Origin of the sequence: Streptomyces sp. NBC_01723, from assembly GCF_036246005.1 — a bacterium.
GTDB lineage: Bacteria > Actinomycetota > Actinomycetes > Streptomycetales > Streptomycetaceae > Streptomyces.
On record NZ_CP109171.1, the window covers coordinates 93799 to 114191 of the forward strand.

Genomic DNA, 20393 nt, shown 5'->3' on the forward strand with positions numbered 1-20393 from the left:
TCCCTTCACGACGCTCGGCGTTCCTGGCCGGCCGCGGACGCGGGTTGCCGGCCGGTGACGGCGCTCCAGTGCCAGCCGGCGTCGAACGCGGTGACCTCGAGGTCCGTTCCGGCGGCGACGAGCCCGGCGGCCAGCGAGGTGGCGCGGGCGATGAACCCCGACACCCGGTGGGCGGCGAGCAGGTCCTGCTCGCCGAACGGGTCCCCGGCGCAGCGCAGCAGTCTGAGGTCCATGAAGCCGTCGAAGCGGCGGCCGTCGACCTCGACGGACTGCGGGGAGCGCAGCGAGAAGCGCACGTTGTTGCTGACGTGCCCGTGGTGGTGCTGGTCCGAGAAGAACGCGACGTCCGGGATGAGGGGCGGCACGAAGTGGTCGCGGGCCACCACCTCGGGCACCCTGGGCAGATTGCCGGCGACGAAGTGCCAGGAGTTGTACTGCATGCGCGAGGACATCGCCCAGGCGGCGTCGGCGAGTGCGGCTTCGGAGCCGCCGAAGTGGGCGGCGGCCGCCGGCCGCGGCACCACGCAGCAGAAGAAGTGCGTGATGTCCCAGTCGCAGATCTCCGCCCAGCTCCCGCCGCGCAGCGCGCGCACCAGGTCCGGCAGTGAGCGCATGCCGCGGCTCATCGCGAAGTCGGCACCGAAGGCGTCGACGGTGGCGGCCACGGTCTCGTACACCAGGGACTCCAGGCCGGTGCCGAAGGCTCCGTGCGGTTCGGCGAGCCAGCCGGGCGCGGCGGCCAGCTCCCGGCCGAGTTCGGCGAGCGTGCCGCCGGCCAGCGGCAGCCTCGCGCGCAGGCGTTCGGCGACGGCGTCCTCGCGGGCCCCGGCGACGGGCCCCGCAGGAGCGGCCACCCGTTCCACCTTGTGCATCAGGACCCCGTGGATCTCGCGGTACAACTGGGCGCGCCCACCCAGCTCCCGGCGTCGCTCGCGCAGCGCCACGGCGAGCCGGTCCAGGTCGGCGACGCGCCGCGAGGCCGCCGCGGGCACGGGTTCGGGCCCGGGTACGGCGTTGTAGGCGCGGCGCACCCGCTCCAGCGTGTACGCGACGTGGTCGACGGTCAGCTGGGTGCCGTTGGCCTCTTCGATCCGTCCGAAGCCGGCCGAGTGGATGAGCAGGGTCAGGCAGACGACGAGCTGGACGTCCTGGTCCGACCACAGGTCGAACGGGAGGTCTTGCAGCGCGCTCAGCGCGCAGTCGGGGTGGCCGGGCCACAGGGTCTTGCCGGTCAGCGTGTTCTGCCCCCGGAAGTTCGTGTACTGCGTGTCCTCCTGGTGGAGGACGAACGGTGCGGTGCGCAGCGCCGCCTCCCGGGCCTGGTCGACCAGCGCGGCCCGGCCCTCGGGACCCTGCCCGGCCAGCCACAAGCGGCAGTCGGCGACGCTGTCGGCACTGTGCTGCCGGGCGCGCTCGAGTTCGCGCCGGTAGGCGGCGAGCGCGGCGCGGTCGTACGGCACGCGGAGCACTCCGCCGACCAGGTCGCGGGGGTCCAGGGGGCGGGCGCCGGGCGTGCGCAGGGCGATGCGGCCGTTGGTGGTGAGCCCGATCTCGCCGAGGAAGGCGGGGCGTCCGGACAGACGGGAGGCCGATCGCGCGGGCGCTGCCGCACGGGCCCCGGGCGAGTCGGCGGGGCTGTCACCGAGGTCGTCCGGGTCACGCCAGCTCAGGCCGAACAGCGCGAGGAGGGCCGCCTGTTCCGCACGGTTCAGGGCCCGCAACGGGACGTCCGCGGGGACGTGTCCGTCGAGGGTGAGCAGGACGTCGAGCGCGGCTCGCGGGTCCCCGGCCTCGCTCGCCCGTCGCCACACGCGTCGCAGCAGCCCGGAAAACCCCGCGTCGGGGTCGCTCACCCGGTCCGGCTTGGCCGTGCTGCCGGCGGGGGTGCCGAGCCGGCTGGGACGGCGGCTGATTCGCTTCCTCGCGTTGGCGGCGCGGCGGGATTCGGGGCGCCCCGCGGGCTCCTTCATGCGGCCCTCGCGGCGGTGAGTTCGACGTGGTTCCACAGCGCGTCGTCGGTCGGGGTCCAGTCCTCGTCGACGTAGATGCAGTCGACCGGGCACTCGAGCACGCAGGCGGGGCAGCCCGAGCACAGCTCCGGGACGATCACCACGTCCAGGCCCCGGTCGAAGATCGCGCCGAACTCCGCGGGGCAGCCGCGCAGGCAGCTGTCGCAGGTGATGCACTCGGACGCCTCGATGCGTCGCGGGGGCTTCTTCCAGTTGCCGGCGCGAGAGCGTGCGGCGATGCGATCGGCGCGCTCCGACAGCGCGGCGGACGAAGCAAGCTTCTTCACGGGATCGGCCCCCTCCGGGACTCTGCTCGGCCAAGCCGAGCCGGACGGTCCCGATCGTCACCGGGCTGCCTCGACTGCCCCCGGAGCGCGGGTGGGGACCAACTGGAGGGCCGCGACGTCCGCTCGAGTCGGCTGCGAGCGCGGCCCGTGCGCGCCGCCGGACCGTTGGTGTCCTTCGTGCACGCGGACCGTCGCGTCCGCTGCGCGTCGACCCGCCCGCCCGCGGGCAAGCCGTCCGGCCGCCCGCCGCCCACCACGGAGGAACCCATGCCCCTGCCGCCCGCCCGCGTCGTGCGGGTCGTCGAAGGCGTGCGTACCGGTCTGCAGCGGCTGGCACGCAAGCTGGCCCCGGCACCGTTCTCGCTGCTCGAGATGGTCCAGGGCGCCATGCTCAGCCAGGCCCTCTACGCCGCCGCGGAACTGCGCGTGGCCGAAGCGCTGAGAGACGGTCCGCTGTCCGCCGAACGGCTCGCCGAGCGCGTCGGCGCCCATCCGCAGACCCTGCAGCGGCTGATGCGGCTGCTCGCCTCGAACGGCGTGTTCGCCGAGCGCGGGGACGGCTCCTTCGAGATGTCCCCGATGGGGGCGGCGCTGCTCGAGGACGCGCCGATGTCGATGCGCGGCATCGCCCGGCTCATGGGCCACCCGATCCACTGGGAGGACTGGTCGCACTTCGTCGACGCGGTGCGCACCGGCGAGCCGAGCCTGCCGAAGCTGCGGGGTATGACCGCCTTCGAGTTCATGGAGGCCAAGCCGGAGTACGGCGAGGTGTTCATGAAGGGCATGGGCGCGATGTCCGCCACCGAGACCGAGCCGGTTCTCGCGGCGTACGACTTCTCGCGCTTCGGCACGGTCGTCGACTTCTGCGCGGGCCGCGGCGAGCTGCTCGCCGGGATCCTGGGGAAGTCGCCGGGCGTGCGCGGCATCCTGGCCGATCCCCGGGTGGACGAGAACGGTGCGGCCGACTACCTGGCCGGGCAGGGGGTCGCCGACCGGTGCGAGGTGGTGTCCGCCGATCTGTTCGGGCCGGTGCCCGGGGGCGGGGACGCCTATGTGCTCAAGCACATCGTGCACGACTGGCCCGAGGAGCAGGCCCTGCGCATCCTGCGCAACGTGCGGGCCGCTATGCGGCCGGGCGGACGGTTGCTGCTGATGGAGATGGTCGTGCCCGACAAGCCGAACGCCGCGCACTCCTCGAAGCTGGTCGACCTGTGGCTGATGCTGCTGGTGGGCGGCCGGGAGCGGACGGCCGGGCAGTACGGGGAACTGCTGGCGAAGGCCGGCTTCCGGCTGGAGCGGGTGGTGCAGACGCCCGCGGCGATCTCGGTGGTGGAGGCCAGTCTCCGTTGACATCCTCGCCGCCCTGAAGGACGGCGATTCCCGCCTACCGCGGCGTTGAAGGCTGCGGTGTCGGGTGGGTTCCTGCTTCGCTGCGCGGTGCCGGGACGAGTCCCGGTCTTACCTGCGCTCCACAGGCTGACACGGCCAGTCCGGCCGCCTTGGCGACGTTGACCGCCGCGTTGATGTCCCGGTCCAGGACCGACCCGCACGCCCCACACGTCCACACACGGACGTGCAGCGGCTTCGGGCCGTCCTTCACGCCGCACTGCGAGCACACCTGGGAGGTCGGCTCGAAGCGGCCGGTCTTCACGAAGGTGCGCCCGTACCGTGCGGCCTTGTACTCCAGCATGTTCACGAACGCCGACCATCCGGCGTCGTGGACGGACTTGGCCAGCGCGTGCGGGCGAGTCCCTTCACCGCCAGGTCCTCCACGGCGACCGCTTGGTTCTCGCGGATCAGCTTCGTGGAGAGCTGGTGGTGGAACTCGCGGCGTGCGTCGGCCACCCTCGCGTGTGCGCGAGCGACCTTGATCCGGGCCTTGTCCCGGTTGCTGGAGCCCTTCTCCTTGCGGGAGAGGGCGCGCTGTGCCTTCTTCAGGCGCTTCTCGGCGCGGCGCAGGAAGCGCGGGCTGTCGACCTTCGTCCCGTCGGAGAGGACCGCGAAGTGCCCGAGCCCGAGATCGATGCCCAGCTCGGGTGTGACCTCGGGAAGGGCTTCCTCCGGGCCGGTCTTCACGACGAAGCTCGCGAAGTACCGGCCCGCACTGTCCTTGACCACCGTCACCGTCGACGGCACGGAGGGCAGCGTCCGCGACCACTTCACCTTGACGTCGCCGATCTTCGGCAGACGCAGCTTTGCGCCGGTCGTGATCGACCAGCGGGCGTTCGCGGTAAGCCGGACGGCCTGCCGGGTGTCCTTCCGCGACTTGTACCGGGGTGCGCCCATACGGGGGCGCTTGCCTTTGAGCCCGTCGAAGAAGTTCTTGTACGCGGTGTCCAGGTCGCGGAGGGACTGCTGGAGGACGACCGCCGACACCTCGCCGAGCCAGGCCCGCTCCGGGGTGTTCTTCGCCTCGGTGATGAGCGCCTTCGACAGGTCCCCGGCCTTCGGGAACGGCATGCCTTCGCTGCGGGCGGTCTCCCGAGCGCGGAGCGCGTCGTTGTAGACCACCCGCGCACACCCGAACGCCCTCGCCAACGCGCTGCGCTGACCGGCGCTCGGGTACAGACGGAAGCTGTACCGAAGCTGCACGCGGATCACGGTACACAATTGGTTTATGGGTATTGATGAGAATGTTCGTACTGGTCGTCACTGTGTTTTCCGCATGCATGTCCACTTGGTTTTCGTGACGAAGTACCGGCACAAGGTCTTCGCCGATCGACACCTGACGCGGTGCGAGGAGATCATGCGGGCCGTGTGCGAGGACTTCGAGGCCGAGCTGGTCGAGTTCAACGGCGAGAACAACCACGTCCACCTGCTCGTGAACTTCCCGCCGAAGGTCGCCGTGTCCAAGCTGGTCAACAGCCTCAAGGGCGTCTCTTCCCGGCGGCTGCGCCAGGAGTTCCCCGACCTCGTCCGCCACTACTGGCGGGCACAACGACTCTGGTCCGGCTCGTACTTCGCCGGTTCCGTCGGCGGCGCACCGCCCAGCATCGTGAAGCAGTACATCGAGCAGCAGAACCGGCCGCTCTGACCTGGGCTGAGGTGAACGATGCGGATCCGTGCACACAGCTGAGGTCAGAGCAGCTCTCAGATTCGCTTCACCACCGGGCTGAAGCCCGCTGCACTGCGAACAGTCCCGGTAGCTCTGGCGCAGCAGTGAGGGTGCCGCCCGCTGGTTTGGGCGGCACCCCTCACTGCGTACGTCAGTGTCCGGCGGGCTCGCCGAACCAGCGGGCGAGGGCGGTGGCGAGGCCGTCCACGGCGCCGGCGCCGGTCCACGCGACGTGTCCGTCAGGCCGGACCAGCACCGCCTGTGCGCCCGCGAACACGGCACCGCGGTCGGCCGTGCGGGCGGTGACGGTCACGACGTCGACGCGGCCGGCCCAGGGCGCGGCGGCCTCGCGCAGGCCGGGGTCGCCGACGAGGTCGAGCAGGACAGCGTGTCCGGCGTGCAGCAGGGCGAAGGTGTCGGTCTCTGTGTCGGGCCCGGTCAGCGGCGTCTTGCCGAGGCGGCGCCCGAGGAGCGGGTGCGTGCTCCCGCCGTCGCCGGGCTCGCTGCCGTCGATGCCGTCGTAGCGGATGTCGAGGTGGGAGACGATGCCCGCGAGGTGGCGGCGGACCGTGTCGTGGCCGGTCAGCTCGGTGATGATCCGGCGCAGCGGCTCGGCCTGGTCGCCGCCGAGGAAGACCATGCCCTGGGCGCGGGTGTTCATCAGCAGGCGGCGCCCGACGGGGTGGCGCTCGGCGTGGTAGGTGTCGAGGAGGGCCTCGTCGGCGCGTGAGGTGACGACGGCGGCGAGCTTCCAGCCGAGGTTGGCGGCGTCCTGGACGCCGGTGCTCAGGCCCTGGCCGCCGGCGGGCAGGTGGATGTGCGCGGCGTCGCCGGCCAGCAGCACGCGGCCGCGTCTGTACTGGGCGGCCTGGCGGGTCGCGTCGCTGAAGAAGCTGACCCACTCGGCGCCGCCGCCGCTGATGTCCTCGCCGGTGATGTGCTCCCAGGCCTTGGCGACCTCCTCGAAGGTGACGGTGTCGTCGGCGCTGCGGGCGGCGGCGCCGTGCGGGCACACGATGATGCGGTGCACGCCCTCGCCCAGCGGGGCGGCCATCACCATGCCGTTGGGAAGGGTCTCGCCGAGGTAGCGGGGCTTGAGGTCGAGGCCGGTCACGTCGGCGAGGAACATCGCCCGGGTGGCCTCGGTCCCGGGGAAGTCGATGCCGACGAGCTTGCGCACCGTGCTCTTGCCGCCGTCGCAGCCCACCAGGTAGGGCGCGCGCAGCTGCCGCACGCCGTCCGCGGTGCCCACGGTGACCTCGACGTGGTCGCCGTCCAGGAAGCCGTCGGCGACGGCGAGGACCTCGTACCCGCGGCGGATCTCGGCACCGAGGTCGGTGGCCCATGCGGCGAGGACGGCCTCGGTCTGGCTCTGCGGGATACCGCGGGCACCGAAGTGGGCGCCTTGAAGGGCGGTGAAGTCGAACTGGACCCCGCCGAAGTGGCCGACGGGGCTGACCTCCAGGGTCTCGCCCTGCCCGAAGCGCGGCAGCAGCCCGCGCTGGTCGAAGACCTCCATCGCGCGGGCGGTGAATCCCAGGCCGCGGGACTGGCCGGTGGGCTCGGGCAGCTTGTCGAGGACGATCACTTCCGCCCCGCCCAGGCGCAGTTCGCCCGCGAGCATCAGTCCGGTCGGGCCTGCGCCTACGACGATGACGTCGGCGTCCATCGTGGTGTCCTGCATGGTGGTCAAATCCCTCTCATCTTCAGTGGTCCGTGCTCGGCGGGGGCGTGCGAGGGCGGGAAGTGTCCGGTCCGGGGACGAACGGCTCAGGCAATGCCGAACCACCGCCCGGCCGCCTCGGCGAGCCCGTTCCCGTCCCTGCCGCCCGCCCAGACGACGTGGCCGTCGGGCCGGACCAGCAGGGCCGGTGTCCGTTCGAGCGGTGAGCCGGGGGCCGGGTGCGCGGTGACCGTGTCGACACGGCCGGCCGCGGTGGCGTCGAGCCGCGGCGGCGGGGCGCCGAGACCCAGGAGCAGCCCGCGCCCGGAGCGCAGCAGTTCGGCCGTGGTGCAGACGATCTCGCCGACGCGCAGCCGCACGTGCGGCAGCCGCGCCCCCCGCAGTGGGTGCTCGGGTCCCCCGACGTCGTAGCGGACGTCGAGGCCGCTGATCATTGCGGCGAGAGGGGCACGCACCTCCTCGTGGGCGACGAGTTCGGCGAGGACCGTGCGCAGCGGTTCCACCTCGGGGCCGCCGAGCAGCAGCAGGGCCTGGGCCCGGATGTTGCCGAGGACGGCGGCGCCGACGGCGGCGCGTTCGGTGTCGTAGCTGTCGAGGAGAGCGGCGGGTGCGGTGCCGTCGACGGCGGCGGCGAGCTTCCAGCCGAGGTTGTAGGCGTCCTGGAGGCCGAGGTTGAGTGCCTGGCCTCCGATGGGCATCTGCCGGTGGGCGGCGTCCCCGGCGAACAGGACGCGGCCGTGCCGGTAGCGGGCCAGGATCCGGTTCTCGTCGTCGAAGTGGCCCACCCACAGCGGGGTGGCGCCGGTGATGTCCTCCCCGGTGACGCGCTTCCAGGCGGCCGCCAGCTCGTCGAAGTCCGGGGCGCCGGCGCGTTCGCGGACCGCGGCACCGAACTCGTGCACCATCACGCGGGTCACGCCGGCGGGGTTGCGGGCGGCGACGGCGAGGCCGCCGGGGAGGCGTTCGAAGCGCCGGTTCGGAATGTCGACGCCCTCGACGTCGGCGCGCAGCAGCTCGCGGGCGGCCGGGGTGCCGGGGAAACCGGCGCCGGCCAGGCTGCGCACCGTGGAGTCCTGGCCGTCGCAGGCGACGAGGTGGGCGGCGCGCAGGGTGACACGGGTGCCGTGGCGGCTGGTGGCGGCCGCCACGACGTGGGAGCCGAGGTCCCGCACGGCGTGCAGGGTGTGGCCGCATCTGAGGTCGGCGCCGAGGCCGAGGGCCCACTCCTCCAGGACCGCCTCGGTCCTGGTCTGCGGCACCTTCCACTGTCCGGGGTAGGGACCGGGCAGGGTCAGGTCGAGGGGGATGCCGCCGAAGTGACCGCGCGGCTCGCACGGCGGGCTGCCGAGGTCCGCGAGCAGACCCCGGCTGTCCAGCAGTTCCATGGTGCGGGCATGCAGGGTGGAGGCCCGGGACTCCGTGGTCGGGCCGTGGCGCCGCTCGACGAGGGTCACCTGGATGCCGCGCAGCGCCAGTTCACCGGCGAGCAGCAGGCCGACGGGGCCCGCGCCGACGACGATCACCTGGGTGTCGACCGTCTCGGCGGGCCCGGTGCGCGAAGACCGGCCGTTAGGGTGCGGGGCGCCGGCCATGTCAGCGGTTCCGCTCCGCGTGGTCCTTGGCGTGGCCGAGGGTGGCGAGGCTGTTGGTGCTGAGCGCGCCGTGCACATAGGCCCGGGCATCGGCGACGGTCGCCTCGGGGCCGAGGATCCGGGCGATGTTGTCCGTGTTGAGGGTGACGGTGTGCTGGGAGCTGGCCGTGGTACCCGAGTCCTCGGTCTCCTCGAAGGTCCACACTCCGGTGTGCAGGGTCATCAGGGCCGGCAGCGTGACCTGCTTGTAGGCGATGCGGTGGTGGCCCAGGACGACCCGGTAGGACTTCGTCGTGTGCGTGGAGCCGTCCTTGGCGCGGGTGTCCATCTCCAACTCCTGGAGGCCCGGGGTGTCCTCGGTGAAGCGGACACGGGCCACGTGCGGCAGCCGCTGCGGCCACAGCCCCGCCTCGTTGACGAAGGCGAAGGCGTCCTTGGCCGAGCCGTGGATCGTCACGGTGTCGGTGAAGGAGAAGGTCAGTTCCTGCGCGTCGGCGGCGTGGACGCGCTCGACGTTCTCCTTCAGCGCGGTCAGTTCACTGGTGCTGTTCCTGTCCACGGCCCGCTCGATCCACAGCAGGTCGTGGGGGTCGTCGTCGATGGCCCGGTAGTCGTGCAGGAGCCTGACGCGCGAGGTGCCCTCGTCGAGGGGTTCGACGATCCAGGTGCCGCCCATGGCGGCGACCGGCGGTGCCGGCACCTCCTGGCGGAAGGTGATGCGCAGGGCCTCGGGGTCGAGGGTGCGGTGCGAGGTCCAGGTCTTGGGCTCACCGTTGGCGGTGGCCCAGATGCGGATGCGCTCCTGGTCGCCGCCGGTCTCCTCGCGGTCGACGTGGATGGTGGGCGGGAAGATCCGCGGCCAGTTGGTCACCTCGGCGAGGAGACGGTAGACGGCGGCGGCAGGCGCGCTGATGGTGATCTCGTGCTCGACCTCACGAGTCGTCATGACGGCTTCTCCTCGGCGGTACCGGCTGTGCGGACGGCGGGAGCGCGGGCTCCCGGTGGGCGGGCGGCCTAGAAGTTGCCGAGGCCGCCGCAGACGTTGAGTGCCTGGGACGTGATGGACGCCGCGGTGTCGGAGGCGAGGTAGCCGACGAGGCCCGCGACCTCCTGGGGCGTGGAGTAGCGGCCGAGCGGAATCTTGGCCTGGAACTTCTTGAGGATCTCGTCCTCGCTGGTGTCGTACGCCGCGGCGTAGCCCTGCCGCACCCGCTGGGCCATCGGCGTCTCGACGTATCCGGGACAGACGGCGTTGACGGTGATGCCGGTCGGCGCGAGTTCGTTGCCGAGGGCCTTGGTGAAGCCGACGACCCCGTGCTTGGAGGCCGAGTAGGGGGCGCCGAGGACGACTCCCTGCTTGCCGGCGGTGGAGGCGATGTTGATGATCCGGCCGCGGTCCTTGGCGCGCATGCCGCCGGTGGTCAGGACCTCACGGGTCATCCGGAACACGCTGTTGAGGTTGGTGTCGATGACGTCGTTCCACAGCTCGTCGGTGATGTCCGCGGTGGGACCGCCGCCGGAGCGGCCGGCGTTGTTGACGAGCACGTCTACGGTGCCGAACGCGGCGACGGCACCGAGCACGAACTCCTTGACACAGGCGGCGTCGCGGACGTCGAGCTGCCGGCCGTCCACGTCGAGGCCCTCCTCGCGCAGCGCTTTGGCGGTGTGGGCGACGTTGTCCGCGTCGCGCGCGCCGATGAACACCTGGTGTCCCTGGTGCGCCAGCAGCCGGGCGACTTCCAGGCCGATGCCGCTGGTCGCACCGGTGACGAGGGCGACCCTGCGGGTGGAGTCGGACATGGGGTGCTCCCTTTCAGGCGGCCCGGGCCCCGGGCAGGGACAGCTGGGCGTTGACGATGTCGAGCAGGTCGCGCGGCGTGATGTCGTCGCCGAGGTCGTCGTCGTCCAGGACGATGTTGTACTCGCGCTCGATGCGGCCGCCGGTCTCCAGCAGCGCGATGGACTCGTAGCCGAGGACCGCGAACGTGGTGTCCTGGATGTCTCCGTCGAGGTCGACGTTCTCGTCCGCACCCGCGGCCTCGAGAAGGATGCGCCGGAGGTCGTCGAGGGTGAACTGGATACTGGCCATGGGGTGCTTCCTTCGGTCTCGGGGCGGTGGCGCGCCCCAGCTGATCGTTTCTGGTGCGCACAGGCCGGCCGGCGGCCCGCCGGTGGTGTGCCGTCCGCTCAGGCGGACGCCTCCCACCGGTAGAAGCGCCGTGCCATGGCGTCGGCCGGGGAGCGCCAGGTCGCGGGGTCGTAGGGGTCGATGAACGGTTTGAGGTCGTCGCTGATCCGCACGAAGCGCGGGTCGTCCTTGGCGCCCTGGATCAGCTCGCCGCCGTTGTCCTCGTCGAAGTCCTGGAGGTGGAAGTAGAGGCCGTTGAAGGCGAACAGCTGGCGCCGCCGGGTGCCCATCCGGTGCGGCATGTCGGTCGCGTCGAACTCGGCGAACAGTTCGGCGACGTCCGCGCTCGAGCCGGGCGCCATGCGGGCCACGATCAGCGTGCTGTGCATAGTTCTCGCTCCTTGGCGGGTCCGATGGGGTGCGCGGGGCACGGGTGCCGGCCGGCGGCCGACGCCGTAGGGCCGGCGCGCGCCACCCGGTGCGCGGGCCGGGTTACTCGCCCGCGGCGCGCGTGTGCACGACGCGGTAGGTGTTCGCGTCGCACGCGATCTGCAGCTCGGCGATGCGCTCGTCGTTGGTCTGCCGCGGCTTGGGCTTGCGCGCGTGGGGCAGGTCGCGGAACGCCTCGTAGCTCTCCTTGCTGTCCCACTGGGAGTAGACGACGGCGAAGGCGCCCTCGACGAACATGGCGCGCAGCCCCTTGAAGACACTGTGCGAGCGGTAGCCGGGGACGTTCACCAGCCATTTTTGGCCCTCGCCCAGGAGCTTGACCAGCTCGGCCTGGTCGGCCTCGGCGACCCGGTGGACCTCGATGGCCGTGTAGTCGTCGCGCCCCGGCGAGACCTCGACGCGGCCGCCGAGACCGGGGTGGGCCTGGGAGAAGGCGATCTCGTTCTGCAGCAGCCGGATGGCCGTGGTGATCTCGCGGAAGACGGGCAGTGTGCGGTGCTTGAACTCGTCGCCGGCGTAACGCTTCTCCAGGTCCTCGCCGCTGCGCCACTGGATCAGGTTGGCGGTGCCGGGGGTGTCCTGCCCGGCATGCACGGTCGAGGAGATCCATCCCTCGTAGGCAGCCGTGTCGACGATCTTGCCCATCTCGGTGAGCAGCTGCTCCTGGTGCTCGGGGGTGTCGGTGGTGAACAGGTTGAGGACGGTCAGGTAGTTGTCCTCGGTGGAGATGATCGGCATGGTTCCTTCGCTTCCTCGGGATACGTGTGTGCGGTCAAAAGGACCGGTCAGGCGGCGGGGCCGAACCAGCGGGCGAGCGCGTCGGTGAGCGGCATGCCCGTGGCACCGGCGGCCGGTCCCTCACCGGCGGCGCCCACCCAGGCGATGTAGCCGTCGGGACGGACGAGCACGGCGCCGAGGCCGTCTTCGGCGTCCTGCACGGTGACGGTGTCCACGCGGTCGGACCAGCCGTGGCCGGCGGCACGCAGATCCTCGCTCCCGGTGAGGTCGAGCAGCAGGCCACGGCCCGGCTGCAGGAAGGAGAAGACGCCCTGCTTCACGCCGTCCCGGGTGACCTGCTTGTCCTCCAGGCGGCGGCCCAGCAGCGGGTGGCGGTCGCATCCGACGTCGTGGCGGATGTCGAGCCCGGTGACCATGCCCACCAGGTGGCGCTGTACCTCCTCGTGCCGCACCAGCTCGGCGAAGACCTGCCGCAGCGGCGCGACCTCCTCGCCGCCGAGGTAAAGGGTGCGCTGGGCGAGGGTGTTGGCGAGGATGCGGGCTGCGACCGGGTGGCGCTCCAAGTGGTAGCTGTCGAGCAGCCCCTGGGGGGCCAGGCCCTTGACGTCCAGCGCGAGCTTCCAGCCGAGGTTGACGGCGTCCTGGATGCCGGCGCTCATGCCCTGGGCGCCGATCGGCAGGTGGATGTGGGCGGCGTCGCCGGCGACGAAGACGCGGCCCTTGCGGTACTGGGTGGCCTGCCGGCTGACATCGGTGGTCGAGGAGACCCACAGCGGTGTGGCGCCGCTGATGTCCTCGCCGGACAGGCGGTGGAACGCCTCGGCGACCTCGTCGAAGGTGATCGGGCCCTGGCCGGTGCGCATCGGCTGTGCGCGGTCGTAGTAGATGACGCGGCTGCGGTCCGGACCGAGCGGCAGCACCATGACCATGCCGCCGGGCACCGGCTCGCCGCTGAAGCGCGGGCGCAGCTGTACGCCGGCGATGTCGGCGAAGCGCAGTTCGACGGTGGGCGCGGTGCCGTCGAAGTCGATCCCGGCGCTGGTGCGCACGACGCTGCGGGCGCCGTCGCAGCCGACGACGTGGCGGGCGCGGAGCGTGCCGGTGCCCTCGGCGGTGGCCACGTGGACGCGGACCTCGTCGTCGTCCTGTTCGACGCCGGTGACCTCGACTCCGCGGCGCACCTCGACACCGCGCTCCGCGATCCAGCCGGCGAGCATGCCCTCGGTCCGCGACTGGGGGATTCCGCGGGCTCCGTACGAGCCGTTCGCAATGACCCGGTAGTCGAGCGGCACTCCACCGAAATGACCGAACGGAATGACGTCGACATCGCCGAGCCGGGATATGAGTCCACGCTGTGCGAATTCCTCGATCGTGCGCGCGGAAAAGCCGAGGGCGCGGGATTCCTTGATGGGTTCGGCAAGCCGGTCCACGACCAGGGCGGAGACTCCATGGAGACTCAACTCGCCCGCGAGCATGAGTCCGGTGGGCCCTGCTCCTACTACGATCACGTCCGCGTCAAAGGTGTCCATCTTCCCTCTTCCGACTGGTGTTTGATGAGTATTGCCGGACCATGGAGGAACGGTAAAGCGAGTCCGGTACAGGCTTTGCGCAATCCATTACAGAACTTCGCCGGTAATGTCAGATCTCTGGCAGGGTGCTGGTCCGCCGGCCGCGCCCGGCGCCATGCTCGAGCGGTGACTTCCCCTCTCTTGCCCGCCGATTCGGCCGCGGCCGCCGATTCCGCGGACGCCGCAGTGGTCGCCGAACTCATGGGCCGTTATCTGGTCACGCTCGACGACGAGGAGCCCGACGACGCGTGGGCCCGGAGCCTGTTCACCGAGGACGCGACCGTCGCCTTCCCGATGAGCCGCCACCAGGGGTGCGCCGGACTCGCCGAGTGGCACCGCGCCTCGCTCGCGGCGTTCGCGCGCACCCAGCACCTGGGCTCGCCGGCGGTGGTGACCGTCACCGGGGACAGCGCGGTGTTCCGCGCCAACGTGCTGACCACGCACGTGCATCACCCGGGCGGGGACCGGCCGCCGCTCTTTCGTGCGGGGACGCTCGCCTCCGGCGAGGCCCGCAGGACGGCTGCCGGGTGGCGGATCGGCGAGCTGTCGTTCCGGGTCCTGTTCACCGAGGGCGAGCCCCCCGTACGGGGCTGATCACCGCGGGGCTCAGATGTCCACGGCCGGGCCCTCCTCCCCGGGCGGGGTCATCGCCGTGAGCAGGCGCGGGTCCAGCATGGTGGTGACCGAGGTGTCCCCGGCCGGGTCGAGCCCGGCGTCGTGGCAGGCCGCGCTGATCAGGTAGCGGCCGAGCACCGGATGGGTGGCGAACGCCCACTCGTCGCCGAGTGCCGCGGCACCGTCGGGGGTGCGCAGGCCGCCGAGGGCGAGGCCGAAGCCGAACTCGGTGAAGGCGAGCCGCATGCCCTGCCCGAGCGCCTTGGTGTACGCCTCCTTCAGGGTCCACAGCCGCAGCACGCACGCCGCCCGCTGCTGCGCGGACAGCGCGTCGAGTTCGGCCACCTCGGCCGGCGTGCACATCCGGCCGAGCATCAGGTCCAGGTCGAAGCGCCGGTCCGCGCACTCGGCGTCCAGTCCGATCCGGCCCATCCGGCTGATCCCGACGGCCATCAGCTCACCGGTGTGCGTCAGCGCGACCTCCACCTGGTCGAGGCCGCGCAGGTAGGGGCGGCCGCCGAGACGGTAGGCGATGTCGATGTCCTCGGGCCGGATGCCGAGCGCGGCCGCCGCGGTGTACTTGATGAGCAGCCGGGAAGCGGCGAACCGGCTGCGGACGGCGGGGTCGTTCGTGCCGGTGTAGCGGTTCCAGTCCCGCCCCAGCAGCGCCTCGAGGCGCGGCGTGGTGAGCACCGCGGGAAACCACTCGGTCCACGTCGCGTACGCCACCGTGGTCCCGCGCTCCAGGAGGTCCTCGCGTATGCGCAGCCAGGAGCTGTCCGGGCGCGGGATGTGCACGGGCGGCGCGACGGCGGAACCGTGCGCGGTGGCGACGACGCCCAGTGCGCTCAGACGCCGCAGGGTGTCGAGGACGCCCACGGCGTCACGGGAGTCGATGTCGTCCGTGACGCGGCCGTCGTCCCCGCGTGCGGCCACAGGCTCCCTGTGGTTCATGGTGTTCGCCTCCCAGCGTCGTCCTGCGGGTCCGGCGGCCGGCTCCCGGGCCGGCCGGCATCCCGGGCCGGATCGTTTCTGCCCAGTGGGGGCCTCACGCGAGCCGCATCCCGTAGAGGTCGAAGCTGCGCCCGTCGCGGTACCGGTCCACGAGCCGGGCCGCCAGCTCCTGGGTGATGCCGTCCGGCAGGTCAGGCACGTCCAGTCCGAGGCGGCGGCCGAACCTGGTCAGGGCGATCAGCGCCCACTCGGGCTCGGCGAGCAGGCCGCCGTCCGGGGTGCCGAGGCCGGCGTTCTCGCGGACCCCGAGGCAGGACGCGGCCGCGAGCAGCAGGCAGTACCGGTCGACGAGGACGTACGCGGCCGGTGCGAGCGCCCCGGTGTCCGGGCGCCCCAGGAGGGTGGCGCACCGCTGGGCGAGGCTGTGCACCTCGGCGGCGAAGGCGCGGGCGAGGTCGGCGAGCGCGGCCCACCTGGGGCCGCGGTCCCGCGTGCCGTCGAGCCGGGCGGCGGCGCCGGGCAGTACGGCGAGCAGACCGTCGCAGCCGCTGTGCGGATCGCGGGGTTTTGCGTCGAGCCGTCTAAAGTCGAGCGCGCTGCGCCCGGCACCCGGGGTGAAGAGGGCGCCGGGTGCTTCCTGTCCGTTGTCTGCGTCGCGGGCCGCGTGGGCGAGGGTGCGCAGATGGGGGACGAGCACGGCCTGGGTGTCGGCGGTGCCGGCGTGTCCGAGCCCGGCCACCGGGAGGTCGCGCACGAGTTTCTGGAAGCCGCCGTAGGCGGGGCCGCGGTCGTACCCGCGCGCACCGAGCACCGCGGCGAGTTCGTCGAGGTCCTCATGGAGCAGTGCCGACACGGCGTACTTGACGGCGGCGGAGGGAACCAGTGCGTGCTCGGGCGCCAGGTCGAGCAGCCGCAGACCGGTGACGGCGAGGCTGTCGCAGGCGAGCAGGTCGGCGAAGACTCCGGCGAGCACCCGGCCGCGGCGGCCGCGCAGTGTCAGGCCGCGCCGGGACTCGCTGACGGCCCGGACGGCGTAGCGCAGCGCGCTGTCCATTCCGCCGACCAGAGCACCGCCGGACACCAGCGCCCGGCTGACCTGGAAGGTGCGCAGGGAGAGGCTGACGCCCTCGCCCCGCTCTCCCACCAGGGCGTCGGCGGGCACCGGGCAGTCCTCGAGCCGCAGCCCCGCGTAGTGTGCGCCGCGCATGCCGTGGGTGCGGGCGCGGGGCAGCCGGTGCACGGCGTGCGCCGGCAGCCTGCCGCTCTCGAGCAGGAACACGGAGTGGCTGTCCGGGCCGTCGCCGGGCGCGGTGCGGACGTAGGCGACGAAGGTGTCGGCGCGGTCGGCGTTGATGACGACGTCCTTGCGGCCGTCGACCACGTAGCCGTCGGGCGCGGGCCGTGCGGTGTACTCGCCGCGCAGGATCGCGTTGGCGTGGGCGAACTCGCGGTGCAGGATCGTGATCCGGCCGCCGCCGAGCAGCAGCGACGCGGTGTCCCGGCGCTGGCGCTCGTCGCCCGCGGTCCACACCACGGACGCCGCGAACAGGGCGGTCACCCCGGCGCCGAAGCCGAGCGCGACGTCCCTGCGGAAGACCGGCCGCAGCACCTGGGTGAGTGCCTCGACGCCGGTGAAGCGGCCGCCCAGGACGGTGGGCACGAACTCGGCGGCCAGTTTGAAGCGGCCGAGCAGGTCTTCGGTGGCGGCGGGTACCTCGCGCCGTTCGTCGGCGGCGAGCAGCGCCTGCTGGCCGTGCGGGTTGCCGTCGGCGAAGGGGTCGCCGAGCAGGTCCTCGAGGTACCGGGCCCGGGCGGCTCCGTCACCAAAGACCCGCGGGACCCGGGCGTGAGCGGTCACACCCGCGGCCACGGTCGTGCCGGAACCCGCGGTGAGACTGTCGTTCACGTGCGACCTCCAACGTCGGCCCGTCCGGCGGGGGCGGAGGGGCAAGAACAGCGCGATGAGCGGGAGGGGTGCGGCCCGGGGGGAGGCGGTGCGGCTCAGGCCCGGCGGGCCGGCGCGCACTCGGCGTGCTCCCTGGCCAGCCGCAGCGCGACGCCGCTCTCCCGGGCGAGCCGGGAGCGCAGGGCCTTACGTGCGAGGCGTACCGCGTCCACGCCGTCGCCGTACCGCTCGCGGACACCGTCCTCGTCGAGGACCGCGTGGTGCCGCGCGACGACGGTGACCCCCGCGCCCCAGGGGTTGGGTTCGACCGACCATTCCCCCGCGTGCGCGGCGAGCAGCGCCGGCTCCTCGGTGTCCCTGATGTCCTTGTAGACGATGCGCCCGGCGTGCGGGAATCCGATCCGTACCGATTCCGTCGTCCGCGCGGTCCCGTCGGCGCCGTCGAGTTCCACGGTCATCAGCTGCACTCCGGGCCCGCGTTCGGCGATGTCGATCCCCTTCGCGCCGGGTACCGCGTCGGGCCGGTCGCCGAACCGGTGCAGGAAGTCGTACACCGGCTCGACGGGGGTGTCGACGCTCACGGCGTCCTCGAAGGACAGGACCAGGTCGTCGAGGCGGCGCCAGCGCTCGGCGAGCTGCCGGAGGTTGTCGAGGGCGGCCCGGCTGTTGGCGGTGGTGGCCCTCTTCACCCAGTCCACGTCGGCGCGCGCGTTGTCGGTCACGGTGAAGTCGTTGCTGAGGGTGACGAGCGACCGCTCGGGGCCTCGCGGTTCGACGGTCCAGCTGCCGCCCATCGAGGTCACCGGCCGGGGCAGCACCTCCTGGCGGAAGTCGACCCGGTGCGCCACCGGGTCCAGGACACGTCGGGTGGTCCAGGACTTGACCTCGCCGTTGGCCATGACCCACATCCGCAGCCGCTCCGACTCACCGTCGAACTCGAGCTGTTCGACATGGAGGGTCGGCGGCAGGAAGATGGGCCAGCGCAGCGCGTCGGCGATCAGACCGTAGAGCACGCCGGCGGGGGCGTCGACCTGCGCGTGCTGGGCCATGCGGTGCACGGGCGCGAGATACATCCCCACACCTCTCTCGTCTCGGCGTCCGGAAGGCGGGGCGGGCCGCCGTGGACGCCGCCCGCCTGTGGGTACAGGCTCGCCATGGACTGTGTCCTGATCCGGTGGAGAACGACTCGTCCGCTTCTCGAACACCGCTGGAATCCGCAGCGGAACACGGGGCGCCCCCGTGAACGACGACCGTGCTGGACGCCGGATCGATTAGGGCACGACCTCCCTGCCCCACCCTGCGGCACCGCTCCCCCACACCGGTGTCCGGACGGCCGCGCCGGGCAAACGCCACGCCGCCCCCGCACCCGACCCGGCCACTCGTCCGGGCGCTCTCCTCACCCCAAGACCGGGCCCGGCCGCTCCCCCGCCGCGTCACACCGGCACCGGCCCAGAGCCCGGCCACTCCCCCACCGCCCACACCCACACCGGCCCAGAGCCCGGCCACTCCCCCACCGCCCACACCGACACCGGCCCAGGGCCTTCACGCTCGCCTGAGGAGTTGCGCCCGCCCCACTCACACCCGTCCCACGGCCGCTTCCCGCACCGGGTGACACCACGTCGGGTCACGGAACACCGGCCCCCGCGACCATCACTGCGCCGGGACCTCCAGCCCGGTCACCGAACGCTCGACTCGGAGTCCAGAGGACGTCAGACGGTCCTCGAGGGGCCGCTTCCAGCCTGAGCGGAGTGGCACGACGATCCGCCGACCGAAGGGGGCCCCGATGACGATCGCCCGGCGTCTGCTCCGGCTGTCCCGCGCCCTGGCCACCACTGTCTGGCAGTCCATGGTCGCCGTCGGCGCCGTCCAGCTCGCCGGCGAGACGGCCCGCGCCGACACCCGCCTGGTGGACGCGCCTGCGCCGGGTCACCCCGAACGCCTGCGCCCCGACGTGCCGTTGACCGCGCTGGAGCGCGCGCTGCTGAAGGACATCGGCCCGGCACGCTGACGGACGCGGTGCAGCCGCCGGGCCGTCGCCGGGTCAGGCCGCGTACAGGTCGAAGGTAGAGGTGCGTCGCGGCCCGGACGCCAGGTCGAGCTGGGGGTCCACGGCGAGGATCGCCTGGTGCAGCCGCTGCAGCTGCGGCGAGGGCTCCACGCCCAGCTCGTCGACCAGGCGGCGGCGCAGCCGGTGGAAGACGTCGAGCGCGGCGGCCTGCCGCCCGCAGCGGTAGAGCGCCACCATGGCCTGGGAGTGCAGCCCCTCGTGTTCGGGGTGGCGGGCGATCAGGTCCGTGAGTTCGGCGGTGACTTCGGCGTGCCGGCCGATCCTGAGGTCGGCGTCGATGCGGCGCTCGCGCGTGACGAGCCGGCTCTCCGCCAGCCGCATCGCCTCGATCTCCAGGACCGGGCCGACGGGAACGTCGACCAGCGGAGGCCCCTGCCACAGGCTGAGCGCGGTGCGGTAGGTGCGGGCGGCCCGCTCGTCCTCGCCGTCCTCGAAGGCCTGCTGGCCCTCGGCGACGAGGCGTTCGTAGGCGTGGACGTCGACCGCCTCGGCCGGTATCTGCAGCAGATAGCCGCCGTGCCGGGTGGCCAGGACGTCCTTGGCGGTGCCCGGAGCGCCGGGCCCCATCGCGGTACCCAGCCGGCGCCGCAGCTGGAGGATGTAGGTCTGCAGGGTGGTCAGGGCGCTCTGGGGCAGTCCGGTGCCCCAGATCTCCTCCATGAGCGTGGGCACGGGCATGACCCGGCCCGGGTAGAGCGCGAGCAGGGCCAGGATCTGGCGCGGCTTCCCGGCCGTGGGAACGATCGACATCCCGTTGACGTCGGCACTCAGCGGACCCAGAACACGAATCTCCATGGCTTCCTTCCCCGTACCTCGACAACTGGACTCGGCTTTTGAGCCGGCGTTCGAACCGGTGCCCGAGGCTCGGTCGATATTGCGCCACGCGGGGGCCCGCTGTCCTTACCCCACGACGGATGCACGAGGCCCGCCGTATCCCGCCGCAACCACGCGCCCGCCCATTCGTCGAGGAGGCATCGAGCGGAATCCTTGCGGCCCCCCTCCCAGCAGTTCCTGCCGTATGGGCGGCACGCCGTTTTGCACACGGCGAGAAGACGGCGCGCCCCTGTTGCGCCGGCCCGTGCGCGGAGCCGTCCATTTACCCGTCGCCGGGGCCGGGCGGCCACACCGGGAAAGCGGCGTGAGGGTGCGGCGGCCGGATAGGGAAACCGGACGCGCGGCGCCCGGTTTCTTGTTCACGCGTACCGTCCGGAAGCCGGAATCCGGGAAGGGGGGCGCCGGCTCTTGGGCCGGCAGCGGGAATCGCCCCCCTCCCGGGCGGCGTCGCCCTCTGTTTCCGAACGGCCGGCCCCGCCCAGGCCCACTTTTCCCCGTACGGGGC

At 72.5% G+C, this 20393-nt stretch carries 18 protein-coding genes and 1 pseudogene; 4 read left to right on the plus strand and 15 right to left on the minus strand.

Annotated features, from left to right (window positions below):
* Nucleotides 1–5: 5 nt before the first annotated feature.
* Nucleotides 6–1970: a hypothetical protein gene (locus OIE75_RS00445; RefSeq protein WP_329468935.1), complete on the minus strand. Its 1965-nt coding sequence runs from the start codon at nucleotides 1968–1970 to the stop codon at nucleotides 6–8.
* Nucleotides 1967–2296, minus strand: coding sequence for a 4Fe-4S dicluster domain-containing protein (locus OIE75_RS00450; protein WP_307017489.1), 330 nt, complete (start codon nucleotides 2294–2296; stop codon nucleotides 1967–1969). Before OIE75_RS00450 ends, OIE75_RS00445 begins: the two co-directional genes overlap by 4 nt.
* Before the next feature lie 267 nt (nucleotides 2297–2563).
* Between OIE75_RS00450 and OIE75_RS00455 the strand changes: the two genes are divergently transcribed.
* On the plus strand, nucleotides 2564–3646 hold the full coding sequence (locus OIE75_RS00455) for a methyltransferase (RefSeq protein WP_307017486.1): 1083 nt from the start codon (nucleotides 2564–2566) through the stop codon (nucleotides 3644–3646).
* Nucleotides 3647–3680: 34 nt separating this feature from the next.
* Here the strand turns inward: OIE75_RS00455 and OIE75_RS00460 are convergent.
* Nucleotides 3681–4888 (minus strand): annotated as a pseudogene (locus OIE75_RS00460) (RNA-guided endonuclease InsQ/TnpB family protein).
* 25 nt (nucleotides 4889–4913) lie between these two features.
* Between OIE75_RS00460 and tnpA the strand changes: the two are divergent.
* Nucleotides 4914–5330: an IS200/IS605 family transposase gene (tnpA, locus tag OIE75_RS00465; protein ID WP_329468936.1), complete on the plus strand. Its 417-nt coding sequence runs from the start codon at nucleotides 4914–4916 to the stop codon at nucleotides 5328–5330.
* Between the two features lie 172 nt (nucleotides 5331–5502).
* Here tnpA and OIE75_RS00470 read toward each other — a convergent pair whose 3' ends face one another.
* From OIE75_RS00470 to OIE75_RS00505, 8 genes are all read right to left on the minus strand, one after another.
* Nucleotides 5503–7020, minus strand: coding sequence for an FAD-dependent monooxygenase (locus tag OIE75_RS00470; RefSeq protein WP_443078434.1), 1518 nt, complete (start codon nucleotides 7018–7020; stop codon nucleotides 5503–5505).
* A gap of 101 nt (nucleotides 7021–7121) precedes the next feature.
* A complete protein-coding gene (locus OIE75_RS00475; protein WP_329468938.1) occupies nucleotides 7122–8627 on the minus strand; it encodes an FAD-dependent oxidoreductase in 1506 nt (501 codons plus the stop codon).
* A 1-nt stretch (nucleotide 8628) separates the two neighbouring features.
* Nucleotides 8629–9573: an aromatase/cyclase gene (locus OIE75_RS00480; protein WP_307017476.1), complete on the minus strand. Its 945-nt coding sequence runs from the start codon at nucleotides 9571–9573 to the stop codon at nucleotides 8629–8631.
* A 68-nt stretch (nucleotides 9574–9641) separates the two neighbouring features.
* Nucleotides 9642–10427 (minus strand): 3-oxoacyl-ACP reductase FabG, encoded by a 786-nt coding sequence (fabG, locus tag OIE75_RS00485; RefSeq protein WP_329468940.1) that lies wholly within the window; start codon nucleotides 10425–10427, stop codon nucleotides 9642–9644.
* Between the two features lie 13 nt (nucleotides 10428–10440).
* Nucleotides 10441–10716 (minus strand): phosphopantetheine-binding protein, encoded by a 276-nt coding sequence (locus OIE75_RS00490; protein ID WP_307017473.1) that lies wholly within the window; start codon nucleotides 10714–10716, stop codon nucleotides 10441–10443.
* A gap of 98 nt (nucleotides 10717–10814) precedes the next feature.
* The gene (locus tag OIE75_RS00495; RefSeq protein WP_329468943.1) at nucleotides 10815–11144 is read right to left on the minus strand and encodes a TcmI family type II polyketide cyclase; all 330 of its coding nucleotides are present in this window, start codon (nucleotides 11142–11144) and stop codon (nucleotides 10815–10817) included.
* A gap of 103 nt (nucleotides 11145–11247) precedes the next feature.
* A complete protein-coding gene (locus tag OIE75_RS00500; protein ID WP_329468945.1) occupies nucleotides 11248–11943 on the minus strand; it encodes an antibiotic biosynthesis monooxygenase family protein in 696 nt (231 codons plus the stop codon).
* Between the two features lie 47 nt (nucleotides 11944–11990).
* Entirely contained in the window at nucleotides 11991–13472 is a 1482-nt protein-coding gene (locus OIE75_RS00505; RefSeq protein ID WP_307017467.1) for an FAD-dependent monooxygenase, read from the minus strand.
* Between the two features lie 165 nt (nucleotides 13473–13637).
* Between OIE75_RS00505 and OIE75_RS00510 the strand changes: the two genes are divergently transcribed.
* Nucleotides 13638–14105: a nuclear transport factor 2 family protein gene (locus tag OIE75_RS00510; RefSeq protein WP_307017464.1), complete on the plus strand. Its 468-nt coding sequence runs from the start codon at nucleotides 13638–13640 to the stop codon at nucleotides 14103–14105.
* Between the two features lie 12 nt (nucleotides 14106–14117).
* On the opposite strand, the gene OIE75_RS00515 is transcribed toward OIE75_RS00510, so the two are convergent.
* From OIE75_RS00515 to OIE75_RS00525, 3 genes are all read right to left on the minus strand, one after another.
* Nucleotides 14118–15080, minus strand: a complete 963-nt coding sequence (locus tag OIE75_RS00515) for a 4'-phosphopantetheinyl transferase family protein (protein ID WP_329468946.1) — start codon at nucleotides 15078–15080, stop codon at nucleotides 14118–14120.
* A 94-nt stretch (nucleotides 15081–15174) separates the two neighbouring features.
* Nucleotides 15175–16986, minus strand: coding sequence for an acyl-CoA dehydrogenase (locus OIE75_RS00520; RefSeq protein WP_329468947.1), 1812 nt, complete (start codon nucleotides 16984–16986; stop codon nucleotides 15175–15177).
* Between the two features lie 95 nt (nucleotides 16987–17081).
* The gene (locus OIE75_RS00525; protein ID WP_307017459.1) at nucleotides 17082–18059 is read right to left on the minus strand and encodes an aromatase/cyclase; all 978 of its coding nucleotides are present in this window, start codon (nucleotides 18057–18059) and stop codon (nucleotides 17082–17084) included.
* 710 nt (nucleotides 18060–18769) lie between these two features.
* Between OIE75_RS00525 and OIE75_RS00530 the strand changes: the two genes are divergently transcribed.
* Entirely contained in the window at nucleotides 18770–18994 is a 225-nt protein-coding gene (locus OIE75_RS00530) for a DUF6059 family protein (protein WP_307017457.1), read from the plus strand.
* Between the two features lie 33 nt (nucleotides 18995–19027).
* On the opposite strand, the gene OIE75_RS00535 is transcribed toward OIE75_RS00530, so the two are convergent.
* Entirely contained in the window at nucleotides 19028–19849 is an 822-nt protein-coding gene (locus OIE75_RS00535; RefSeq protein ID WP_307017456.1) for an AfsR/SARP family transcriptional regulator, read from the minus strand.
* Between the last annotated feature and the right edge of the window lie 544 nt (nucleotides 19850–20393).

Bases quoted from the DNA above. Each gene is read 5' to 3' on its own strand.
- OIE75_RS00480 (WP_307017476.1), bottom strand. From the start codon at position 9,573: ATGACGACTCGTGAGGTCGAGCACGAGATCACCATCAGCGCGCCTGCC.
- fabG (WP_329468940.1), bottom strand. From the start codon at position 10,427: ATGTCCGACTCCACCCGCAGGGTCGCCCTCGTCACCGGTGCGACCAGC.
- OIE75_RS00490 (WP_307017473.1), bottom strand. From the start codon at position 10,716: ATGGCCAGTATCCAGTTCACCCTCGACGACCTCCGGCGCATCCTTCTC.
- OIE75_RS00495 (WP_329468943.1), bottom strand. From the start codon at position 11,144: ATGCACAGCACGCTGATCGTGGCCCGCATGGCGCCCGGCTCGAGCGCG.
- OIE75_RS00445 (WP_329468935.1), bottom strand. From the start codon at position 1,970: ATGAAGGAGCCCGCGGGGCGCCCCGAATCCCGCCGCGCCGCCAACGCG.
- OIE75_RS00505 (WP_307017467.1), bottom strand. From the start codon at position 13,472: ATGGACACCTTTGACGCGGACGTGATCGTAGTAGGAGCAGGGCCCACC.
- OIE75_RS00535 (WP_307017456.1), bottom strand. From the start codon at position 19,849: ATGGAGATTCGTGTTCTGGGTCCGCTGAGTGCCGACGTCAACGGGATG.
- OIE75_RS00455 (WP_307017486.1), top strand. From the start codon at position 2,564: ATGCCCCTGCCGCCCGCCCGCGTCGTGCGGGTCGTCGAAGGCGTGCGT.
- OIE75_RS00525 (WP_307017459.1), bottom strand. From the start codon at position 18,059: ATGTATCTCGCGCCCGTGCACCGCATGGCCCAGCACGCGCAGGTCGAC.
- OIE75_RS00470 (WP_443078434.1), bottom strand. From the start codon at position 7,020: ATGGACGCCGACGTCATCGTCGTAGGCGCAGGCCCGACCGGACTGATG.
- OIE75_RS00500 (WP_329468945.1), bottom strand. From the start codon at position 11,943: ATGCCGATCATCTCCACCGAGGACAACTACCTGACCGTCCTCAACCTG.
- OIE75_RS00530 (WP_307017457.1), top strand. From the start codon at position 18,770: ATGACGATCGCCCGGCGTCTGCTCCGGCTGTCCCGCGCCCTGGCCACC.
- tnpA (WP_329468936.1), top strand. From the start codon at position 4,914: ATGGGTATTGATGAGAATGTTCGTACTGGTCGTCACTGTGTTTTCCGC.
- OIE75_RS00475 (WP_329468938.1), bottom strand. From the start codon at position 8,627: ATGGCCGGCGCCCCGCACCCTAACGGCCGGTCTTCGCGCACCGGGCCC.
- OIE75_RS00515 (WP_329468946.1), bottom strand. From the start codon at position 15,080: ATGAACCACAGGGAGCCTGTGGCCGCACGCGGGGACGACGGCCGCGTC.